This is a genomic window from Paracoccus sp. (in: a-proteobacteria) (assembly GCF_030538655.1).
Classification (GTDB): Bacteria; Pseudomonadota; Alphaproteobacteria; order Rhodobacterales; family Rhodobacteraceae; genus Paracoccus.
Genome location: NZ_JAUNTO010000007.1, coordinates 35,419 through 55,326 on the forward strand (window position 1 = coordinate 35,419; position 19,908 = coordinate 55,326).

The following is a 19,908-nucleotide window of genomic DNA, read 5'->3' on the forward strand; positions in this document are numbered from 1 at the left end:
CCGCCGCAACAGGAACCTGCCACATGACTGATCTTCCCGCCATCACCGGCTTTCGTCAGGATCGCGTCGGGGCGCGGATCGTTTGTCTGCTGAACGTGATCCGGCTGGGGCAGGAATTCGGTGTTCCGGCGCGGTTCATATGGCTTAGCGACCCCTCTGGTCCCTACCCGGAACTGGTTGATCCGGGGCATTTTCTGGATGCCGGTTTTGTGGCGCGGCATATCCGCATTGTGCCGCGCGGGCCTGATCTGGCCAGCCTGCGCAATCTGGGGGCGCTGGCCCCTACGATGGACTGCGATCTTTTGGCCAAGATGCTGGCGCGCGGCGACAGGTTTTTCTGTGACACCGCCTTTGGCGCGCTGTGCATGATCGACGAAGGCGAAAACGAGGTGCGCGCCCGTCTGGCCGCTATCGCCGCCGATCTACCCCTGTCGCCGCGTCTGCGTGACCAGCTGGCGCGCCTGCGCGACCGCCTGGCCCAAGGCGGCGAGGGCGCGGCCCCCATGGCCATTCATGTCCGGCGTGGCGATATTCTGGATGGCGATCCGTGGAGCCTGTCTTCATGGTCCGAAAAATACGTTCCCGACGAATTTTTCCGCGCGTGGATTGATCGCCAGCCGGGGCCGGTGGTGGCCTTTTCCGATACCCCCGCCGCCGTGCATCATCTGGCGCAGGGTGATCCGCGGGTAATGCTGATCGACGATCTGCTGCGCGATCAGGACCTGCTGCCTGCCGAACGGGATGTGCTGGAATTGCTGGTGATGGGCGATTTCGCGCGGATCGGTGCGCCCTCGAACAGCGCCTTTTCCCGTGCGGCGCAGCTGGTCGGTCGCGCGCGGGTCGAGCCGCTGCCGATGGCCTTGCCGCGCCCGACGCTGGTGGCGGCCTATGATGCGCTGCTGGATCGGGTTATCGACCGGCCTGACAGCTTTTTCGCCATGGGCGATCTGGCGCAGTCACTGCATTACGCGGGTGCCCATGCGCTGACGACCGGGCAGGGGGCGCGGCTGGCGCGGGCACGGGCGCAGGATCAGGCGCTGATGACGGCACATCCCTTTACGCGGCTGGTGCTGGCGCAGGCGGCGCTGGCGGGGGGGATGCGCGAACTGGCGAAAGATCTGCTGGCCGCCGCATTGGAGGACGGGCGCACCCGTCGCCGCGACCGGCTGCAATGCGAACAGATGCTGACACTGATCGAATCAGAACAAAGCGATTTCGACATCGACGAGGCACTGATCGAACATATTTTTATCGGCCGCAGTCTTGGTTCCGAGCTGGTCGTGCCGATCTTTGCCGCGCGGGCTTTGCTGGCGGACGGGCGCGCGGGCAAGGCGCTGATGTTTCCGCCCGAACTGGCCATCGGTTTAGTGCGCGGCACCGGCGATGGCGACGATCCGGCCATTGCCGCCCTGGGCGGCGGCACGCGGACGCGGGTGCTGCCCGGTTGGCTGTATCTGATGGACTGGGCCGAATTGCTGCCCGATGAAATCTCGCGTGAGCCGTTGCGGCGGTATCCGCCGCTGGCCGCCAAGCTGCGCATTATCGGTCCCGATGCCGCCGAGGTCGAGGCCCGGCTGGAGGCCGGCGAAAAGCCCCCGCCCCCCGAAACCGAAAAGCAGGCCTGGCGGATTGGCCTGTATGGCGCTGCGCTGGCCGCGCATGGCCGCTATCGCCGGGCGATGCAGGTGCAGTCATGGCTGCACGAACATCGGCCGAATGATCCGCTGACATGGAAACGGATCGCCGACATTCATTTTGCACATGGCAATGCGCATCGCGGGATGACGCATCTGGATCAGGCGCTGGCGCTGATGCGGAGCAATCCGTTGCTGCAACTGTCCAAGGCGCGGCGGATGGCGGCGGTCGGGCGGCGGCGCGGGGCGATATTCCATCTGGGCCGCGCCGAAGGCTTTTGGCCCGGCCTGAACCTGTGGGTGCAGCAGCGCATTCTGATCCAGCGCGCGCTGCGGCTGGCCGCGCAGCAAGCTGCACCGCAGAATGCCGAGGCATCCGCGCCCAAAGAATCGCCCTCAGCCGGGTAAGCCACCCTCGCCTTGTGCTGCGGCCTCATCCGCCTGTTTGCGCGACAGCGGGCGGATACGCAGCTTGGCGATGCGATTTTCGCGCCGTTGCAGCACCTCGAAGCGATAGCCGTGAAAGCTGAACACCTGCCCCTGTTCGGGAATCGACTGCGCCATATGGATGACCAGCCCGGCGACGGTGTTCGCCTCGTCGTCGGGCAGGTTCCAGTCCAGGGCGCGGTTCAGGTCGCGGATGGTCATGGTCCCATCGACAACGTAATCCCCCTGCGGGCCGGGGGTCAGCGTGCGCGAGGCTTCGGCGTCGTGTTCATCGGTGATCTCGCCGACGATTTCTTCCAGAATATCTTCCAGCGTAATCAGCCCGCGGATGCTGCCGTATTCATCCACCACCAGCGCGAAATGCGTGCGCCGTTTCAGGAATTCGCGCATCTGTTCATCCAGCGCGGTGGTGTCGGGCACGAAATAGGGCTTCATCGCCACGGCCATCACGTCGAAATCGCGCACCGCGTCGGCCGGGTCGCCCTCGCCGTCATAGGCACTGCGATGGACGGCGCGCAGCACGTCCTTGGCGTGCAGCACACCGACGACGTTTTCGCGTTCGTTGCGATACAACGGCAGGCGGGTGTGCGAGCTGTCCAGCACCGCCTGAAGGATTTCCGCAGGCGGCAGGCCCGCGTCGATCATCTCGATTTCGGAACGGTGGCGCATCACCTCTTCGACCGAGCGGTTGCCCAGATCCAGCGCGCCCAGCAGGCGGTCGCGGTCTTCTTTCTGGACGGCGCCGGTGGCCTGACCGATCGACAGCGCGCCGGCAATTTCTTCGTGCAGGCTGAACATCGCACCGGCGGGGTCGGTCTTGACGCCAAACAGCCGCAGGATGCCGCGCACGATCAGGCGCACAATCGCGACAATGGGCGACAGCGCCAGCGTGATCCAGCGGATCGGACGGGCGACACGGCGGGCCAGATCCTCGGGCGCGGAAATCGCATAGGTTTTCGGCATCACCTCGGAAAAGATCAACACCAGAACGGTGACAATCACCGTGGCAAAGGCCACGCCCTTGGGGCCGAACACGGCAGTCATCAGCGCCGTCGCCAGCGAGGCGGACAGGATATTCACCACGTTATTGCCCAGCAGGATCGCGCCGATCAGGCGTTCGCTGTCTTTGGTCACGGCCAGTGCAGCCTGCGATCCGGTGTCGCCCTTGTCAGCGCGGGCCTGCAACTTGCCCCGGCTGGCCGCCGTCAGCGCGGTTTCCGAACCGGAAAAGAACGCCGAGATCATCAGCAGCACGACAATCACCGCGCTTGTGCCCCAGAAAGCGGCGTCAAAGCGGCTGCCGGTCTGTGTTGCGGCTTCGGCGGTCTGCGCGAATGCGGCGGTGCCTAGGGCGGAAATCATCGTCTGGTCCCTGAACTGTGTAATGGGGCGGAAACAGTGGCATCAGCGGAATCGCGTGCCAGCGGGTGGTGATCCAGAACCAGCCGCCGCATCCGGTCGGCCAGCACATGGGTATAAATCTCGGTGGTGCCCAGATCGGCATGGCCCAGCAAGGTCTGGATCGCGCGCAGATCGGCACCGCCTTCCAGCAGATGCGTGGCGAAGGCGTGGCGGATGACATGCGGCGTTACCCGCGCCGGGGCGATCCCGGCCAGAACCGCCATCTGGTCCAGCAGCCGCCCGAACACCTGCCGGGGCATATGCCCGGCGGCCGAGGGCGCGGGAAACAGCCAGCGCGCCCCGCGTCCGGCCACCAACCGACCCAGCGGCGTGTTTTCGGGCGCGGTGTCGCGCAGCGCCAGCCAGTGCGTCAGCGCGTCCCGCGCCGGGCGCGACAGCGGCACCATGCGATCCTTGCTCCCCTTGCCCCGGATCAGCAGCACCTGCGGATCACCGCGCGTGGCCGCGACCGGCAGACCGACCAGTTCGCTGACACGCATCCCGGTGGCATACAGCAACTCGATCAGGCAGGCGTTGCGCGCCTGTTCGGCGGGATCGCGTCCCGCACGCGGGGCGGCGGCGATCAGCGATTCCACCTCGGCCATGGTCAGCGACCGGGGCAGGCGGGCCGCGCGGCCCGGCCCGGCGATGCGGATGGCCGGATCATCGGCACGCCAGCCCTCGGACAAGGCAAAGGCGCAGAACTGCCGGATCGAAGACAGCCGCCGCGCCCGCGTGGACCGTGCCAGACCAAGCGCATCGCAGGCGGCCAGATAGTCCTCGATCTGATCGCGGGTGGCGCTGGTCAGGTCGCCACCGCGCGCGGCCAGATGGGCGGCAAAGTCGATCAGGTCGCGACCATAGCCTTCCAGCGTGTTGCGTGCGGCCCCGCGTTCGGCGGCCATCGCATCCAGAAAGGCGGAAATGGCGCGATCGCCTTGCGGGGGTGGGGCTGTGCTCATCGGTTGCGGGCCGCCTGCTGGCGTTCCAGCGCGATCTGCGCGGCGACCAGCCGGGCGTCGCTGTCCAGCCCCAGCCCTGCCATGGCGGCCAGCCCGCGCGTGGCCCGCATGTCGTCGCCCTCGATCCCGGCGTCGATGTCGGCCATGGCGGCCAGCAATGCCTCGCCCTTGCGGGCATCGGGGGGCTGTGCCGGATCGGGCAGCGGCAGGGCTGTGACAGGGGCGTCGCCCTGACCCATCCAAGCGCGCAGCCGGGCCAGTGCCGCCTGCGCCTGCGGCGTGTCGGCGGTCAGTGATGGCAAGCGGGGGGCCAGCATCTGCGCCAGCACATCCTCGGCCCCGGCGCTGGCAAAGGTCGCGGCGGCCTCGGCCAGCTCTTGATCCGGTGCGGTATTTCCGGCGGCGATGGCGCGGTCCAGCGCCTGAACCGCCGCTGCCCGGTCCCACACCCCGCCCGAGGCCGCAGGCCGCTGTTCACTGTAGATCGCCAGCATTTCAGCAGGTGACAGAACGCCCGCTGCCGCCAGCCGTTCAGCCGCATCCAGCCGTGCCTTCCAGCCGCTGTTCGGGCGCAGGTCGGAATGGGCAAAGGCAATCGGCAGATGCGAGGTCGGCAGCGGCTGGCCGACCGCTTCGAGAATGCGCAGATCCAGCGGGGTCAGCGGGTCGGGCGGCACCAGAGCCTGACCGGAATCGACATAGGAATCGTCCAGAAACTGTAGCATCAGCCCATTGCGGGCCGGGTCCATCAGGCCCAGATCGCTGGCACCGTGGAATACGATGGCCGCCGCCGACCAGTCGCCCGACTGTGCCAGGCAAAAGATGCGCGCGGGAAAGCTGGGCGCAATGCCGGGGGTTGAATTCATCATCTGGCAGGCGCGTATTTCGTCCCCGTCCAGCAGGGCGATGTCAAACAGGCGGCGAAAGACCTCGGGTTTGCCGCTGCCTGCCTGCTGCATCAGCAACGCCCGCGCGGCATCCAGATCGCCCATGTCCAGCAGCCGGTCGGCGCGGGCCAGAAACAGCCGCCCGCGTGACGAATCACTGACAGGCGGGGCAAGCTGTGCGGTCAGCAGCCGCTGCATCAGCGCCGTCATCGCGGGCAGGCGCGCCGGGGTGCGGTCAATCAGCCGAGCCAGGTCATCCGCGGCGCTGCCGTTCCACAGATCGCCCGGCAGGCCCGCCGCAGCGGGTGTCACCGTGCCGGCGGTGTCGGGATCGTCACTATCCAGCCGCGAGACCGTCACCCGCCCGACCGAGCCGGTGCGCGCCACTGGCGTAATCGGTTCGCGCAGGGCGTCGGTGCCTGCGGCAGTCCCGTCCCGGTTGCGCATGGGCGGGCGGGCGTCACCGGGCCGCCAGCCCGATGCCTCTCGCGTCGGGGCCTGAACCGAGCCGGACAGCCAGTCGCTGGCGGACAAGGGCGTTTGCGCCGGAGCAGCCCCTGCTGCCGCCAGCCCGATCACCAGTGCCGCCGTCAGCCTGTGGATCACCCAAGCCCCTCCAGCGCGACGGGCTGTCTGATTTCCCGTTGCTGCGGCTCCATATCGCCCAGATAGGCATAGCCGATCAGCCCCAGAGCCGCCGCCACCAGCAGCACCGCCAGAAATTTCACCAGCCGCATGTTTCGTCCTTGCCTTGTCTTACCTTATTCCGCCAGTCGCGCTTATGCCCGACCGATGCCGGTCTGCGCCAGCCGGGGTGGACTATATAGGGCAATTCCGCAAAGATCACGCCATTCGGTGCAGATCGTGCCGGGATAACACAAGTCTTTGACGACGCGAGGCGAATCGGCGGTTTATGGGGCAGGGAACACGCGGGCGACTGGCACGGCATATCGTGCTGATCGGGATGATGGGGGCAGGAAAGACGGCGGTTGGTTCGGAAACAGCGCGCAGACTGGGCGTGCCCTTTACCGATTCCGATGCTGAAATCGAGGCCGCCGCCGCCATGTCCATCAGTGAGATTTTTGCCCGCGATGGTGAAACCTTTTTCCGTGACCGTGAAACACAGGTGCTGTCGCGTATCCTGAACGGGCCGCCGGGGATCGTTTCGACCGGCGGCGGGGCGTGGATGCGGCCGGAAAACCGTGCGCTGATTCGCAAACACGGGCTGGCGGTCTGGATCGACTGCGATCTGGAAACGCTGTGGCACCGGGTCCGGCAACGGCCCACGCGCCCCTTGCTGCAAACCGCTGACCCCAAGGGCACGCTGGCCGCCCTGATCGAGACCCGTGCGCCGGTTTATGCCAAGGCTGATCTGGTGTTCCAGTCGCGCGCGGGCGATACGATCGAGGCTGCCGCCATCCGCATGATCGACCAGATCTGCACAACCCGGCCCGACATGTGCGAAAGGATCACGCGATGACCAGCCCTGCCGACACCCGCGTTCACGTTGCCCTTGGGGATCGGGCTTATGATGTGGTGATCGGGGGCGGCCTGACCGGGCGCGCGGGTCCTCTGATCGCGCCGCTGCTGCACCGTCCCCGCGTGGCCATTGTCACCGATGAAACCGTGGCGGGGCTACATCTGGCCGCTTTGCAGGCGTCCTTGTCGGCGGCGGGGATCACCAGTTCCGCCCTGACCCTGCCTGCGGGTGAGGCCACCAAAAGCTGGGATCATCTGGGCCGCACGGTCAACTGGCTGCTGGCCGAAAAGATTGAACGGCGCGATGTCGTCATTGCCTTGGGCGGTGGGGTGATCGGCGATCTGACGGGCTTTGCCGCCGCAATTCTGCGGCGCGGCGTGCGTTTTGTGCAATTGCCCACATCGCTGCTGGCGCAGGTGGACAGCTCGGTCGGCGGCAAAACCGGCATCAACAGCGCGCATGGAAAAAACCTGATCGGGGCCTTTCATCAGCCCTCGCTGGTGTTGGCCGATATTGATGTGCTGGCCAGCCTGCCGCAGCGCGACTTTCTGGCCGGTTATGGCGAGGTGGTGAAATACGGTCTGCTGGGCGACGCCGGGTTCTTTGAATGGATCGAGGTGAACGGCCCGGCCTTGCGCGGCGATCCGGCGCTGTTGCAGCACGCGGTCGCCCATTCCGTCGCCATGAAGGCGGGCATCGTCGAACGTGACGAAACCGAGCAGGGCGAACGGGCGTTATTGAACCTTGGCCACACCTTTTGTCATGCGCTGGAATCTGCCACCGGCTATTCCGACCGGCTGTTGCATGGCGAAGGCGTGGCGATTGGTTGCGCGCTGGCCTTTGATCTGTCGGCGCGCATGGGGCTTTGCCCGCAGGAAGACCCCAGCCGGGTCGCGGCGCATCTGTCCGCCATGGGCATGAAGGCGCGGATCGCCGATATTGCGGGCGATCTGCCCGATGACACGGCGCTGATCGCGTTGATGGGGCAGGATAAAAAGGTCGTGGACGGGCGGCTGCGTTTTGTGCTGGCGCGTGGTATCGGTCAGGCTTTTGTCAGCGATGACGTGCAGACGGCTGATCTGGCCGCCACGCTGGCGGCGGCGCGATAGGCAGGTCAGGGATAAACCCGCACCAGCCGGTTCGAGGACAGCAGCGCGCCCGGCGTGATGATGGCGATGTTCTGCACGTCCTGCCAGCAATCGGTGATCGACAGCGCGGCCACGCAATAGGGATGCGCAGGCCAATCGGCCAAGATCGTCTTGACCAGCGGGCTGTTCATATCGGCCAGATCGCCAAGCCTTTGCGGCGCGGCGATGACGTGCCCTTCGCTCATCGCGGCCTCGAACGGCAGTTCCGCACCGTAAAAGCGGCCATTGCCGAACAGCAGAACCTGATCGAAGGGGCTGCCATAGGCGGACAGCAGAAGATAATTCGTCATCAGACCCAAGCCCGGCGTTTCCGCGTCTTTCAGCCGATACACCACGTATTCATCGCCTGATCGGGTATCGGTCAGTTCATAAAGAATACGCTCGGTCACGCCCTCATCTTCGTGGGCAAAGACCACGCGCGGATCGCCGCTTGATGGCCGCAGGATGCCGACCGATCCCCATTTGCCGCCTTCAGTCTGTCGAAGAAGTTCGTCGAACGAGTTCAGATCGTTCAGAAAGATCAGGTCACCCGGCCGCCAGTCCCATTCTGCCTCGGACAAAAGCGTCTGATAATAATCGGGCTGCGTGCCGTCGGGGCCGGGCGGCAGATCGCCCTGCGCCAACGCCGGCGCGCAAGCGGCGAAAATGGCCGCGGCGCCAAGATTATGGATAATCGTGCCGCCGCGCCTTTGCATCCTCAGAACGGGATTTCGTCGTCGTAATCGGCGCGGCTGCTGCCTCCGCCCTGTGATCCGCCCCGGCTGCCGCCCGAGGGGCCGTCGTCATAACCGCCGCCGCCATACCCGCCCCGGTCGCCGCCATAGCTGCCACCGCCACCACCGCCGCCAGCTGAACCGCCACGGCCGTCCAGCATGTGCAGTTCAGAGCGATAGGGGCGCAAGGCGACCTCGGTCGAATAGCGGTCGTTGCCGGACTGGTCCTGCCATTTGCGGGTTTCCAACTGACCCTCGACATAGACCTTGCTGCCCTTTTTCAAATACTGCTCGGCCACGCGGACCAGCGGTTCGGAATGGATGACGACGCTGTGCCATTCGGTCCGTTCGCGCCGTTCGCCGCTGTTACGGTCCTTCCACTGTTCGGATGTGGCGATACGCAGGTTGGCGATCTTGCCCCCGTTCTGGAAGGTGCGGATTTCCGGGTCTTGCCCCAGATTGCCGACCAGAATGACCTTGTTGACGCTGCCTGCCATGAGATGTCCTTCGTTATGCCTTTGGCGCCGGGATGCGCCGTTTGGAGGTGTTTACAACCTGCCGCAGCGGGGCGAAAGGCAAAGATCGTTAACGCAGGCTCAATGCGGGTTCGGCGGAAAATTGCCGACCGGCTGGCCGGGATTCTGCCCCGGAATTGTGATGCTGGTCTGGTTCGGGGATTTTGCTATAGTCCGTGTAACGAATAAGACAGACGAGGGCGGTGGCATGGGTTTGGGCAGGCATTTGCGTGCGACTGTGGTCGTGACCTTGGGGCTGGTGATGGCTGTGCCCGCCGGTGCGCAGGGGTTGTTGGTGCCGCAGGGGTCTGATCGGTCCCGCGCCGCGCAGTTTGACCGGCAGACACGTCTGATGGATTCGCGGCTGGCCAGCCAGTATCAGCAATCTGCCCGGCTGCGCCCCGATGGCGGCAATCGTTCCGAAGTGGTGATCGAGCTGTCGTCGAACAACATTCCCGCCTATCGCGGGCGGCGCAGCGAATATCTGCCACACGCCCGCGCCGCGGCCCGCAAGCATGGCATCCCCGAAGATCTGTTCCTGCGCCTTGTGCAGCAGGAATCGGGCTGGAACCCGCGCGCGCGGTCGCACAAGGGCGCGACCGGGCTGGCGCAGTTGATGCCGGGCACGGCGGCCAAGCTGGGTGTGAACCCGCATGATCCGGTGCAGAATCTGGATGGTGGGGCGCGCTATCTGCGGATGATGTATAACCAGTTCGGCAATTGGCGGCTGGCGCTGGCCGCCTATAACGCGGGGCCGGGCGCGGTGACCAAGCATGGCGGCATCCCGCCCTATCGCGAAACCATCAACTATGTGCGGATCATTTCCGGCAGTTAAGGGTTCAGCGCGCGCCCCCGTCTGACGATGGCGGGGCCTGACGTGCGCCCATGCGATTCAGCACCGGCTGCGGGATGGCATAAAGGCGGATAACGGCAGGCCAGTCGTGCAGGCCAGCCAGTTCGCGCAGAACCATGAATTCCCACGCAGCAGTCGCCGCCTGTGTCAGTTGCGCGTCAGCGGCAGGGTCGGTCAGCGCGCGTTCCAGCCGCCGCCCGGCGCGACCAAGCGCCGATGCGCGCTCGGCCTGCAATTCCACATCCAGCGGCGAATCGCCCAGCTTGTCGCGGATTGTCGCCCAGTCCATGCGCAGGCGGATGTCTGCCCTCATCAGCGTTCCTTTCGGGCGCGCGGTTGTCCCCCGAAAGGCGTATTTGGGTAAACAGAAAGCGGCAAGGCCGGGTTGGATGGTGGATCAGACCTCTTCGATGCGTAGTTCGACGGGTTCGCCCAGAATGACGCCGGTTTTCGGCAGTTGTTCGATGGCGAAGTCGATGGCGTCGGGGGTGGTTTTGTCGGTGACGATCAGCACCGGCACGCCGTCGCCGTCGTGATGGCTGTATTGGCGCATCCGGTCGATGGAAATGCCCGCATCACCCAAAACCGAGGCGACTTTCGCCAGCGCGCCGGGTTTGTCCAGCAATTCCATGCGCATGTAATAGGCGGCAGGCACCGCTGTGCGCGCGGGTTGCGCCGCTGTCAACGAGGCGGCAGGCTGGCCAAAGACCGGCAGGCGCACGCCACGGGCGATTTCCACGATGTCCGACATGACCGCGCTGGCGGTCGGACCTTCGCCTGCGCCGGCGCCACGCAGCACGATCTGCCCCACACTGTCGCCCTCGACCACCACCATATTGGTGCCGCCGACCAGTTGCCCCAGCGGGCTGTCGGCCGGGACAAGACAGGGTGACATACGCTGTTCCAGCCCGCGCGCGGTCATCTGTGCCACGCCCAGCAATTTGATGCGATAGCCCATGTCGCGGGCGCGGTTGATGTCGTCGATGCTGACCCGCTCGATCCCTTCGATTTCCACCGCATCGAAATCAACCTGCGTGCCAAAGGCGATGGCCGACAGGATCGCCAGCTTGTGCCCGGCGTCGATGCCGCCCACGTCCAGCGTCGGGTCCGCTTCGAGATAGCCAAGCTGACGCGCCTCTTCGAACACGGTTTCATAGGGCAGGCCCGCGCTTTCCATCCGGGTCAGGATATAATTGCAGGTGCCGTTCATCACCCCCATGACGCGGGTCATGCCGTTGCCCGCCAGCGATTCCGTCAGCGTCTTGATGACCGGAATGCCGCCTGCCACAGCCGCCTCGAACCGGATCACGCGGCCAAGAGATTCGGCCAGTTCGGCCAGTTCGTGCCCGTGAATCGCCAGCAGCGCCTTGTTCGCGGTGACGACATCCTTGCCGGTGCGCAGCGCGGCTTCGATGCTGTCTTTGGCGATGCCGGTATCACCGCCGATCAGTTCGACATAGACATCCACATCATCGCGCGTGGCCAGATCAAGAGGGGAGGTTTCCCATGCGAAATCTGACATGTCGAAATCGCGGTTCTTGTGACGGTCGCGTGCTGAAACGGCGCTGATCGCGACCGCGCGGCCCGAGCGGTTGGCCAGCAGATCGGCGTGGCGCTGAATGATCTTGACCACGCCGGTTCCCACGGTGCCAAGCCCGGCGATGCCAAGGCGGAGGGGGGCGCTGTCGGTCGTGGTCATGTCTGGCCTCTTGTCCTGAATTTGCCGGGTGTTAGCGCGCGCGGCGCGGCGCGGCAAGCCGCCAAACGTCACAGCCAGCGTCGGGTTCGGGCGCAATAGGCAGAAAATGCCGGGCCGAAGGCTGTGGCAAGGCGGGCTTCCTCGGTGCGGATAAAGCGGGTGGTGATAACCGCAACAAAGGCCGGGGTCAGCACCAGCGCGGCCAGTGGCGCGCCGAAGGCGGCGCAAAGCCCGGTCAGGATCAGCGCGTCGGCCAGATAGATCGGGTTGCGTGACAGCGCGAACAGGCCGTCCGTGACCAGGGCGCGCGGCAGGGCGTGCGGATCGGAAGGCGTGTCGGTGCGGCGCATCTGCAAGGCCGCTGCTGCCAGCAGCACCAGTCCGGCGAATGCCAGCAACCACCCGGCCCCGACCGGCCATGTCGGACCGTGAGGCAGGGTGCGCCCCGCCAGCCAAGCCAGTGCGATGCCGCCCAGCAGCCAAACCTTGGGATAATCGGCGGTCAGTTGCATGGAGGATCTCCCTCATGTCCGGCGATCTGTCCGGTGATGCCGGTGGCGCGCATGATCGCCAGACAATGACGCGCTGCGGCAAGGGTCTGATCGTGCAGGCGATTCACCTCGGTCGCCGTCATCGGGCCGGGCGCAGGCGCGCCTTTGGTGTTGATAAAGGTGGGCTGCCACAGCCCTGGCGCATGGGTCGGCCGCCACGAGGCATGGCAGATCAGGTTGCGCATCTTGCGGATTTCGCGCAGTTCGGCAATCAGCGGCTTGCGCCCCTCGGCCTCGCTGTTGCGGCTGGCGCTGGCAAAGGCGTCGATCAGGGTGCCCATGCTGTCATCGGCCAGATCCTCCATCCGCTCGATCCACGCCTGCAAGGCCGCGTCGCTGGCGCTGTCACCCAAGCCTTTCAGCGTCAGTGAATAGATCGCCCGTTTCAGCGATTCCTCGAGAAAGCCAAAAGCAGACACCGTGTGGCCGATGGCTTGTGCCATGTCAGGGTCCAGCCGGGAGCAGGGGCGGTCGGGGTGCGTGCGGGGCGTCGGGCACATATCAGGCCTTTCCGTGGTAAGTCAGGGGCGCTCGCGCCCCTCTGGCCTGCGGCCATTCACCCCGAGGATATTTGCAGACCAAAGATAGGCAAGGGCTGTGATGCAAATGGTGATTTTGATCCAGAAGGTCCAGTGCGCGATCAGGGATAGCCCCCAATGCGAGCGGGTCTCTGGTGCGGTGATTGCGGTATAAGACTGGTCGTTCAGCCGCCATGTCGTGCCCCGCGATCAGAGGCAGTGTTATGGCTGCGACCATTGCCTAGACCCCAGAGATATGCGGTAGAAACGATGGCGGTGGATGGTGTTGCCGCCAGCGTGCACCAGATCAGAGGTGCCCATACCAGACAGGCCGCCGCCATAGTCGGGCCGCGCGCTGAATACGCACGGCCCCAAAGATAGCCGCAGGCAGATACGCGATCAGCCGCGCGCCTCGCGGATCAGACGCAGAATGTCGGCGGCGGCGGCGGGGATGTTGGTGCCGGGGCCAAAGATCGCCTTGACGCCTGCGCGGCGCAGATAGTCGTAATCCTGCTGCGGAATGACGCCGCCGCAGATGACCAGAATATCCTTGGCACCTTGGGCCGCCAGCGCCTCGATCAGTTTTGGGGCCAGCGTCTTGTGACCGGCAGCCTGCGATGAAATCCCGACCACATGCACGTCGTTATCGACGGCATCCTGCGCCGCCTCTTCGGGCGTCTGGAACAGCGGCCCCACGTCCACGTCAAAGCCGATGTCGGCAAAGGCGGTGGCGATGACCTTGGCACCACGGTCGTGGCCGTCCTGCCCCATTTTCACCACCAGCATCCGCGGGCGACGGCCTTCGATTTCGGCAAAGGCTTCGACGTCGCGCTGAATTTGGGCGAAACCTTCGTCGCCCTCATAAGCCGCGCCGTAAACACCGGCCAGCGTTTTCACCTCGGCCCGGTGGCGGCCAAACACTTTCTCCATCGCCATGCTGATTTCCCCCACGGATGCGCGCGCGCGGGCGGCCTCGACGGCAGCCTCAAGCAGATTGCCGCCCTGTTCGGCGCGGCGGGTGATTTCGTCCAGCGCGGCCTGACAGGCGGCTTCGTCGCGGGTGGCGCGCATTTCGGTCAGGCGGGCGATCTGCGATTCGCGCACCTTCACATTGTCGATGTCCAGAATATCAATCGGGTCTTCTTTATCCTTGCGGTATTTGTTGACGCCGACGATCACTTCCTCGCCCCGGTCGATCATCGCCTGACGCCGCGCGGCAGTTTCTTCGATGCGCAGCTTGGGCATCCCCGAGGCGACGGCCTTGGTCATGCCACCCATCTCCTCGACCTCCTCAATCAGCTTCCACGCCTGATCGGCAAGCTGAGCGGTCAGGGTCTCGATATAATAAGACCCGGCCAGCGGATCGACGACATGGGTGATGCCGGTTTCCTCCTGCAAGATCAGCTGGGTGTTCCGTGCGATCCGGGCGCTGAAATCGGTGGGCAGGGCGATCGCCTCGTCCAGCGCATTGGTGTGCAAGGATTGTGTGCCGCCGAGCGCCGCCGACATCGCCTCGTATGCGGTGCGGATGACGTTGTTGTAAGGGTCCTGTTCCTGCAAGCTGACGCCCGAGGTCTGGCAATGTGTGCGCAGCATCTTGGACCCCGGCTTTTTCGCGTCAAATTCATCCATGATCCGATACCACAGCAGCCGCGCGGCGCGCAGTTTCGCAATTTCCATGAAAAAGTTCATGCCGATGGCGAAAAAGAACGACAGCCGCCCGGCGAAGGCATCCACATCCATACCCGCCGCGATGGCCGCGCGAACATATTCGCGCCCGTCGGCCAGCGTATAGGCCAGTTCCTGCACCAGATTGGCCCCGGCTTCCTGCATGTGATAGCCGGAAATCGAGATGCTGTTGAATTTCGGCATCTCGTTCGAGGTGTATTCGATAATGTCCGCGATGATCCGCATCGAAGGTTCAGGCGGATAGATATAGGTATTTCGCACCATGAATTCTTTCAGAATGTCATTCTGAATGGTGCCGGACAGGACGCTGCGGTCATGCCCCTGTTCCTCGCCCGTGACGATAAAGTTCGCCAGAATCGGGATCACCGCGCCGTTCATCGTCATGCTGACGGAAACTTTATCCAAGGGGATTCCGTCGAACAGGATCTTCATATCCTCGACCGAATCAATGGCGACACCGGCCTTGCCGACATCGCCGACGACGCGCGCATGGTCGCTGTCATAACCGCGATGAGTCGCCAGATCGAAGGCGACCGACACGCCCTGCTGACCGGCCGCCAAGGCGCGGCGGTAAAAGGCGTTCGATTCCTCGGCCGTGGAAAAACCTGCATATTGCCGGATCGTCCAGGGCCGGCCCGCATACATCGTTGCCCGCACCCCACGGGTAAAGGGCGCCAGCCCCGGCAGGGTGCCCATATGGTCCAGCCCCACCGTATCGTCCTGTGTATAAAGCGGCTTGACCTCGATCCCCTCCAGCGTCTGCCAGTTCAGGTCATCGGGGCTGCGGCCCTTGAGTTCCTTTTCCGCCAGCTTGCGCCAGTCATCCAACGTCGGTTTTGTCATGATCTGTCCTTTCCGATTGGACTGCCTGCCCTATATTCAGGGCAGAACGAGGTGCCGATGAAATTGAAACGATTGCCCGCGACGATGTTTCTAGCCGTAATGGCCGTGGCCGCGATGGGGCCGGGGCGATCCGATGCGCCGCCCGAATCCGTGGTGCCGCCAGTGCGCCCGTCGCAGCCGGCAAGCGGCGCGGCATGGCCCACCAGCCAGTCGCCCGAACCTGCCGCACCCGGTGCGGCGGCAGGCCAGCCCGCTGCGGTGGGCGATGCCACGCTGCACATTCTGCCCGCGTCCGAGGCCGCCCCGGCGACATTTCTGTGGCAGGCACGGCCCTTGGTGATCTTTGCCGATACCGCCGCCGACCCCGCCTTTATCGAGCAGTTGAAACGGCTGGAACGTGATCCGGCGGCGCTGATAACCCGCGATGTGGTGGTCATTACCGACACCGATCCGGCGGCAAACAGCGAATGGCGGCAGCAATTACACCCGCGCGGCTTTTCACTGGTGCTGCTGGACAAGGATGGACAGGTAAAACAGCGCAAGCCCAGCCCCTGGACCGTGCGCGAAATCAGCCGCGCCATCGACAAATTCCCACTGCGGCGGCAGGAAATCGGCCGGGCAGGGGTGCTGCCCTGATTGCAATTCACCGAAACCCCGCTCATATTCATAAGAACGAGTGAGGGCATCATGGACAAACCGAAATCCCTGCGCATTTTCCGGTCGCACCCGCGGACAGAACCCGTTTTGACCAGAAAGCCGCCGCGCACCGAACGCCCCGAAGCGCAGAGCACTGTTATGCGTCCGTCGTTGATTGCCGAAGCCGAACGGATCATGGGCGTCCAACCGATCCTGGGCCGGACGAAGCCGCGTCCGGGCTATTGACGGCGCGGCGTCCGGTTCCATCCATATTGCTGGCAATGGCGATCATCGCCTTTTCGCCCAGGTCCAGCGCTTCAAGTTCGAAGGCGATATAATCGCGATACATCGCCGCCGCGCGATCCGATCCGATCTTTTTCTTGTCCAGAACCCGCAGGTCGGCAATCATGGCAGAAATCGCATTCAATTGGCTGTAATACAGCACCAGCGGGTCGATGGTGTCGCGCGGCAGGATGTGGATATTCTCGATGATCGCGCGAAAAATCGCATCGTTGGATTCCGACGGGATGGTCGGGAAGTAATCCGGTTCGGTTTCGATCATGCGGGCGATGTTTTCACCGTATTCCGCCAGTTCCTCGCGCCGCAGCATGGCGACATTGGCGCGGATTTCTGCAAACAGCGCGCGTTGAACATCACGCACCCGCTCGGCCCGGTGGCGACGGTCGCGCCAGATATTCTGATAAGCGACAACCCACCAGCCCGCTGCCAGAAACAGCCCGGCGATGACTGCCTGTTGTGCCGGAGGGGACAGGATATGATCCAGCGGTGCCATCAGCGCGCACCCTGCCGCACGATCCAGTCACGCATCATCAGACCGGCTGCGAAATAGCCCGCCAGCGCCACGAAAGGCGCACCCGATGCAGGCATTGGTGTCAGAAAGGCCAGCGCGATAGCCAGTAAAGGCAGTGCGGTCATTGCCCCGCCTGCCGCCGTCAGCCGCCATAATCGAGGCCACCGCCCCGATGCCAGTGCGATTACCGCCCCATAAGCCAGCGTGCCAGTGGTGGCCAGAACGGCGAACTGCCCGGCCAGTTCGATCGCTTGATGCGACAGGCGCGAACTGTCCAGTCCGACAAGGGCCGAGGCGTGGTCATGCCACCATGCCGCCTGATCCGGGAACCGCCGCGCCAGCCCCAATAAAGCCGCCCCCGCCGCCAGCCCTGCAAACAAGGCCAGTGCGATAACCAGGCGGCTGAGGGGGCGGCGGGGCGCTGTCACCAGAACCTCCACCATGGGCGTGTTGTCAGGATCGGGCTGTCGGCAAAGGGATCAGCGCCGGATGCGCGGCTGTGTCGCCCGGCGATATGGCTGAGCCACCCACCGATCCGCGGTGCGGCGGTGGGTTCGGGCGTCAGAATATGTGGCTGACCGGGCAGGGGGGCCATGGGGTGCCAGCCGGTCAGCTTGGCCCACAAGAGCATCAGCCGGTCAACCGGCATCATCGGTTGCGTCATCAGATCCGACATTATTTCAGAGGCGCGCGGATCGCGGGTGACGTTAACCGGATGATACATCACATTGTTATGCGCCGTGACGCGAATATCTGCCCCGAACAGGCTGCTGATCCCGCTGGGAAACAGCGACAGCGACAGCGATCCTTCGGCAACCAGCCACGCCAGCGGACCACCCCGCAGATTGCTGCTGCGTTGCGTCAGCAATACGCGGTCATCCAGCATTGTTCGCAGCGGTGGACCATCCGTGGAAAAGTCCTCTGGCTGGGCAAGGCGACCGCCGCGATGGCCGATTTCTTCCAGCACGTCCCGTTCATCGCGCTGATGCAGGACGATGGCGTTCAACACGCCATCGCCCGAAAGCGTCTGCTCGGAAAGGGACGCGGCAGCCGTCATTCGAACTCCATGATGATGTCATCGACGCGCAGGCTTTGGCCCGGCTCGGCGTTGACGGATTTCACCACGGCTTTCTTTTCGGCGCGCAGGATGTTTTCCATCTTCATCGCTTCGATCGTGGCCAGTGCCTGACCTTCCTGCACCTCGTCGCCTTGGGCCACGTTGATCTTGACCACCAGTCCCGGCATCGGACACAGCAGGAATTTCGACGTATCCGGTGCCACCTTTTCAGGCATGAACCGCGCCAGTTCGGCGGTGCGCGGACGGCGGACATAGACCTTGAGATCGGCGCCGCGTGTGCGCATCCGATACCCGGCATGGATTTTGTCCACCTTGATGACCAAGGGTTCGCTGTCCACCGTCAGCCGCGCCAGCGACATGCCCGGCAGCCAGTCGCCTTCGACCCGCAGGGTCTGATCGCCGATGGTCACATCCGCGCCTTCGGGGTCGGCGACCATGCGCACCTTGATTTCGTGCTTGCCGATCAGCACCACCCAGTTCGACCCGACATGGCGTTCATGGTTGCCCAGACGGCCCGTGATCCGGGTGCGCCGGATTTCGGCCACGCGATGCATTGCCGCCGCTGTGGCCGCGATCCGGTGCAGATCCTCGGGCGAGGGTTCGACGCCCTGAAAACCATCCGGATATTCCTCGGCGATAAAGGCCGTGGTGATGTCACCGCTGACAAAGCGCGGGTGATCCATCACCGCCGACAGGAAGGGCAGGTTGTGGCCGATGCCCTCGACCTCGAACCCGTCCAGCGCCTCGCGCATGGCTTCGATCGCGCGGTCGCGTGTGGGCGCCCAAGTGCACAGTTTGGCGATCATCGGGTCGTAATACATGCTGATCTCGCCGCCTTCATAGACGCCGGTATCGTTGCGTACGGCGGTCGCGCCCTGCCGCACATCCCCGGCCAGCCATTTGCCGCTGCTGACCATTGGTCCGGCAGCGATTTCAGCCGGGGGGCGATAACGGGTCAGGCGGCCAATCGAGGGCAGAAAGTTGCGATACGGGTCTTCGGCGTAAAGGCGGCTTTCGATGGCCCAGCCATTGATTTTCAGATCCTCCTGCCGGAAGGGCAGAGGTTCACCGCTGGCGACACGGATCATCTGTTCGACCAGATCGACGCCGGTAATCAGTTCCGTGACCGGATGTTCCACCTGCAAGCGGGTATTCATTTCAAGGAAATAGAAATTCCGGTCGCCATCGACGATGAATTCCACCGTCCCCGCACTGGTATAGCCCACCGCCTTGGCCAGCGCGACAGCCTGTTCGCCCATGGCCTTGCGCGTGGCCTCGTCAAGAAAGGGCGAGGGGGCTTCTTCGATGACCTTCTGGTTGCGCCGCTGGATCGAACATTCGCGTTCGTGCAGGTAAACCGCATTGCCGTGCTTGTCGGCCAACACCTGAATTTCGATGTGGCGCGGCTGCGTCACGAATTTCTCGATGAAGATGCGGTCGTCGCCAAAGCTGTTGGCCGCTTCGTTTCTGGAACTTTCAAAGCCCTCACGCGCCTCGGTGTCGTTCCAGGCGATGCGCATCCCCTTGCCACCACCGCCGGCCGACGCCTTGATCATCACCGGATAGCCGATCTGCTGGCTGATCTTCACCGCCTCGTCCGCATCGGCGATCAGGCCCATATAGCCGGGCACGGTCGAAACCCCCGCCTCGGCGGCGATCTTTTTCGAGGTGATCTTGTCGCCCATCGCCTCGATCGCGCCGACCGGTGGGCCGATGAAGGCGACACCGGCGGCCTCAAGCGCCTCGGCGAATTTCATGTTCTCGGACAGAAAACCATAACCGGGGTGAACCGCCTCGGCCCCGGTCTGTCGGATGGCGTCCATGATCTTGTCGATCACGATATACGACTGGTTCGCCGGGGGCGGGCCGATGTGAACCGCCTCATCCGCCATTTCGACATGCAGCGCGTTACGGTCGGCGTCCGAATAGACGGCAACCGTCTGGATACCCATCTTGCGCGCGGTCTTGATAACGCGGCAGGCAATTTCACCGCGGTTGGCGATCAGGATTTTCTTGAACATGGCTGGTCCCCGGACATGAAAA

At 64.4% G+C, this 19,908-nt stretch carries 20 protein-coding genes; 5 read left to right on the forward strand and 15 right to left on the reverse strand.

Going from position 1 to position 19,908, the window contains the following annotated elements; translation table 11 throughout:
• The first annotated feature begins 23 nt into the window (after positions 1–23).
• Entirely contained in the window at positions 24–2,042 is a 2,019-nt protein-coding gene (locus Q4G22_RS06530) for a M48 family metallopeptidase (protein WP_303385093.1), read from the forward strand.
• On the opposite strand, the gene Q4G22_RS06535 is transcribed toward Q4G22_RS06530, so the two are convergent.
• Genes Q4G22_RS06535 through Q4G22_RS06550 form a run of 4 tightly spaced genes read right to left on the reverse strand, consistent with a single transcriptional unit; the run spans position 2,031 to position 6,068 of the window.
• A complete protein-coding gene (locus tag Q4G22_RS06535) occupies positions 2,031–3,443 on the reverse strand; it encodes an HlyC/CorC family transporter (RefSeq protein ID WP_303385094.1) in 1,413 nt (470 codons plus the stop codon). The two genes, Q4G22_RS06530 and Q4G22_RS06535, sit on opposite strands and share 12 nt — an antisense overlap.
• Positions 3,440–4,444, reverse strand: coding sequence for a site-specific tyrosine recombinase XerD (locus Q4G22_RS06540; protein WP_303385095.1), 1,005 nt, complete (start codon positions 4,442–4,444; stop codon positions 3,440–3,442). The genes Q4G22_RS06535 and Q4G22_RS06540 overlap by 4 nt, the downstream gene beginning before the upstream one ends.
• Positions 4,441–5,937, reverse strand: coding sequence for a hypothetical protein (locus tag Q4G22_RS06545; RefSeq protein WP_303385096.1), 1,497 nt, complete (start codon positions 5,935–5,937; stop codon positions 4,441–4,443). The genes Q4G22_RS06540 and Q4G22_RS06545 overlap by 4 nt, the downstream gene beginning before the upstream one ends.
• Entirely contained in the window at positions 5,934–6,068 is a 135-nt protein-coding gene (locus Q4G22_RS06550; RefSeq protein WP_303385097.1) for a hypothetical protein, read from the reverse strand. The genes Q4G22_RS06545 and Q4G22_RS06550 overlap by 4 nt, the downstream gene beginning before the upstream one ends.
• A gap of 176 nt (positions 6,069–6,244) precedes the next feature.
• On the opposite strand from Q4G22_RS06550, the gene Q4G22_RS06555 reads away from it, so the two are divergent.
• Positions 6,245–6,811, forward strand: a complete 567-nt coding sequence (locus Q4G22_RS06555) for a shikimate kinase (RefSeq protein ID WP_303385098.1) — start codon at positions 6,245–6,247, stop codon at positions 6,809–6,811.
• Positions 6,808–7,920 (forward strand): 3-dehydroquinate synthase, encoded by a 1,113-nt coding sequence (gene aroB, locus Q4G22_RS06560; RefSeq protein ID WP_303385099.1) that lies wholly within the window; start codon positions 6,808–6,810, stop codon positions 7,918–7,920. The genes Q4G22_RS06555 and aroB overlap by 4 nt, the downstream gene beginning before the upstream one ends.
• A gap of 5 nt (positions 7,921–7,925) precedes the next feature.
• Here aroB and Q4G22_RS06565 read toward each other — a convergent pair whose 3' ends face one another.
• Both Q4G22_RS06565 and ssb read right to left on the reverse strand, forming a co-directional pair.
• Positions 7,926–8,582 carry a peptidoglycan peptidase gene (locus Q4G22_RS06565; protein WP_303385100.1) on the reverse strand — a complete coding sequence of 219 codons (657 nt, stop codon included), beginning with the start codon at positions 8,580–8,582 and terminating at the stop codon, positions 7,926–7,928.
• A 74-nt stretch (positions 8,583–8,656) separates the two neighbouring features.
• The gene (ssb, locus tag Q4G22_RS06570; protein WP_303385101.1) at positions 8,657–9,169 is read right to left on the reverse strand and encodes a single-stranded DNA-binding protein; all 513 of its coding nucleotides are present in this window, start codon (positions 9,167–9,169) and stop codon (positions 8,657–8,659) included.
• 280 nt (positions 9,170–9,449) lie between these two features.
• Between ssb and Q4G22_RS06575 the strand changes: the two genes are divergently transcribed.
• Entirely contained in the window at positions 9,450–10,022 is a 573-nt protein-coding gene (locus Q4G22_RS06575) for a lytic transglycosylase domain-containing protein (protein ID WP_303385207.1), read from the forward strand.
• 4 nt (positions 10,023–10,026) lie between these two features.
• Here the strand turns inward: Q4G22_RS06575 and Q4G22_RS06580 are convergent, their stop codons facing one another.
• From Q4G22_RS06580 to scpA, 5 genes are all read right to left on the reverse strand, one after another.
• Positions 10,027–10,353 (reverse strand): DUF6665 family protein, encoded by a 327-nt coding sequence (locus Q4G22_RS06580; protein WP_303385102.1) that lies wholly within the window; start codon positions 10,351–10,353, stop codon positions 10,027–10,029.
• Between the two features lie 84 nt (positions 10,354–10,437).
• Positions 10,438–11,739 (reverse strand): homoserine dehydrogenase, encoded by a 1,302-nt coding sequence (locus Q4G22_RS06585; protein WP_303385103.1) that lies wholly within the window; start codon positions 11,737–11,739, stop codon positions 10,438–10,440.
• Positions 11,740–11,807: 68 nt separating this feature from the next.
• On the reverse strand, positions 11,808–12,251 hold the full coding sequence (locus tag Q4G22_RS06590; protein WP_303385104.1) for an isoprenylcysteine carboxylmethyltransferase family protein: 444 nt from the start codon (positions 12,249–12,251) through the stop codon (positions 11,808–11,810).
• The gene (locus Q4G22_RS06595) at positions 12,242–12,733 is read right to left on the reverse strand and encodes a hypothetical protein (RefSeq protein ID WP_303385105.1); all 492 of its coding nucleotides are present in this window, start codon (positions 12,731–12,733) and stop codon (positions 12,242–12,244) included. Before Q4G22_RS06595 ends, Q4G22_RS06590 begins: the two co-directional genes overlap by 10 nt.
• 474 nt (positions 12,734–13,207) lie before the next feature.
• Positions 13,208–15,340, reverse strand: coding sequence for a methylmalonyl-CoA mutase (gene scpA, locus Q4G22_RS06600; protein WP_303385106.1), 2,133 nt, complete (start codon positions 15,338–15,340; stop codon positions 13,208–13,210).
• Between the two features lie 84 nt (positions 15,341–15,424).
• Between scpA and Q4G22_RS06605 the strand changes: the two genes are divergently transcribed.
• A complete protein-coding gene (locus Q4G22_RS06605; RefSeq protein ID WP_303385107.1) occupies positions 15,425–15,976 on the forward strand; it encodes a DUF4174 domain-containing protein in 552 nt (183 codons plus the stop codon).
• Positions 15,977–16,169: 193 nt separating this feature from the next.
• On the opposite strand, the gene Q4G22_RS06610 is transcribed toward Q4G22_RS06605, so the two are convergent.
• From Q4G22_RS06610 to Q4G22_RS06625, 4 genes are read right to left on the reverse strand one after another with little or no spacing between them, the layout of a single operon-like run.
• On the reverse strand, positions 16,170–16,769 hold the full coding sequence (locus tag Q4G22_RS06610) for a hypothetical protein (protein WP_303385108.1): 600 nt from the start codon (positions 16,767–16,769) through the stop codon (positions 16,170–16,172).
• On the reverse strand, positions 16,769–17,230 hold the full coding sequence (locus tag Q4G22_RS06615; RefSeq protein ID WP_303385109.1) for a hypothetical protein: 462 nt from the start codon (positions 17,228–17,230) through the stop codon (positions 16,769–16,771). The genes Q4G22_RS06610 and Q4G22_RS06615 overlap by 1 nt, the downstream gene beginning before the upstream one ends.
• Complete coding sequence (locus tag Q4G22_RS06620; RefSeq protein ID WP_303385110.1) at positions 17,212–17,844, reverse strand: hypothetical protein; 633 nt, start codon at positions 17,842–17,844, stop codon at positions 17,212–17,214. Before Q4G22_RS06620 ends, Q4G22_RS06615 begins: the two co-directional genes overlap by 19 nt.
• Entirely contained in the window at positions 17,841–19,886 is a 2,046-nt protein-coding gene (locus Q4G22_RS06625; protein ID WP_303385111.1) for an acetyl/propionyl/methylcrotonyl-CoA carboxylase subunit alpha, read from the reverse strand. Before Q4G22_RS06625 ends, Q4G22_RS06620 begins: the two co-directional genes overlap by 4 nt.
• Positions 19,887–19,908: the final 22 nt, after the last annotated feature.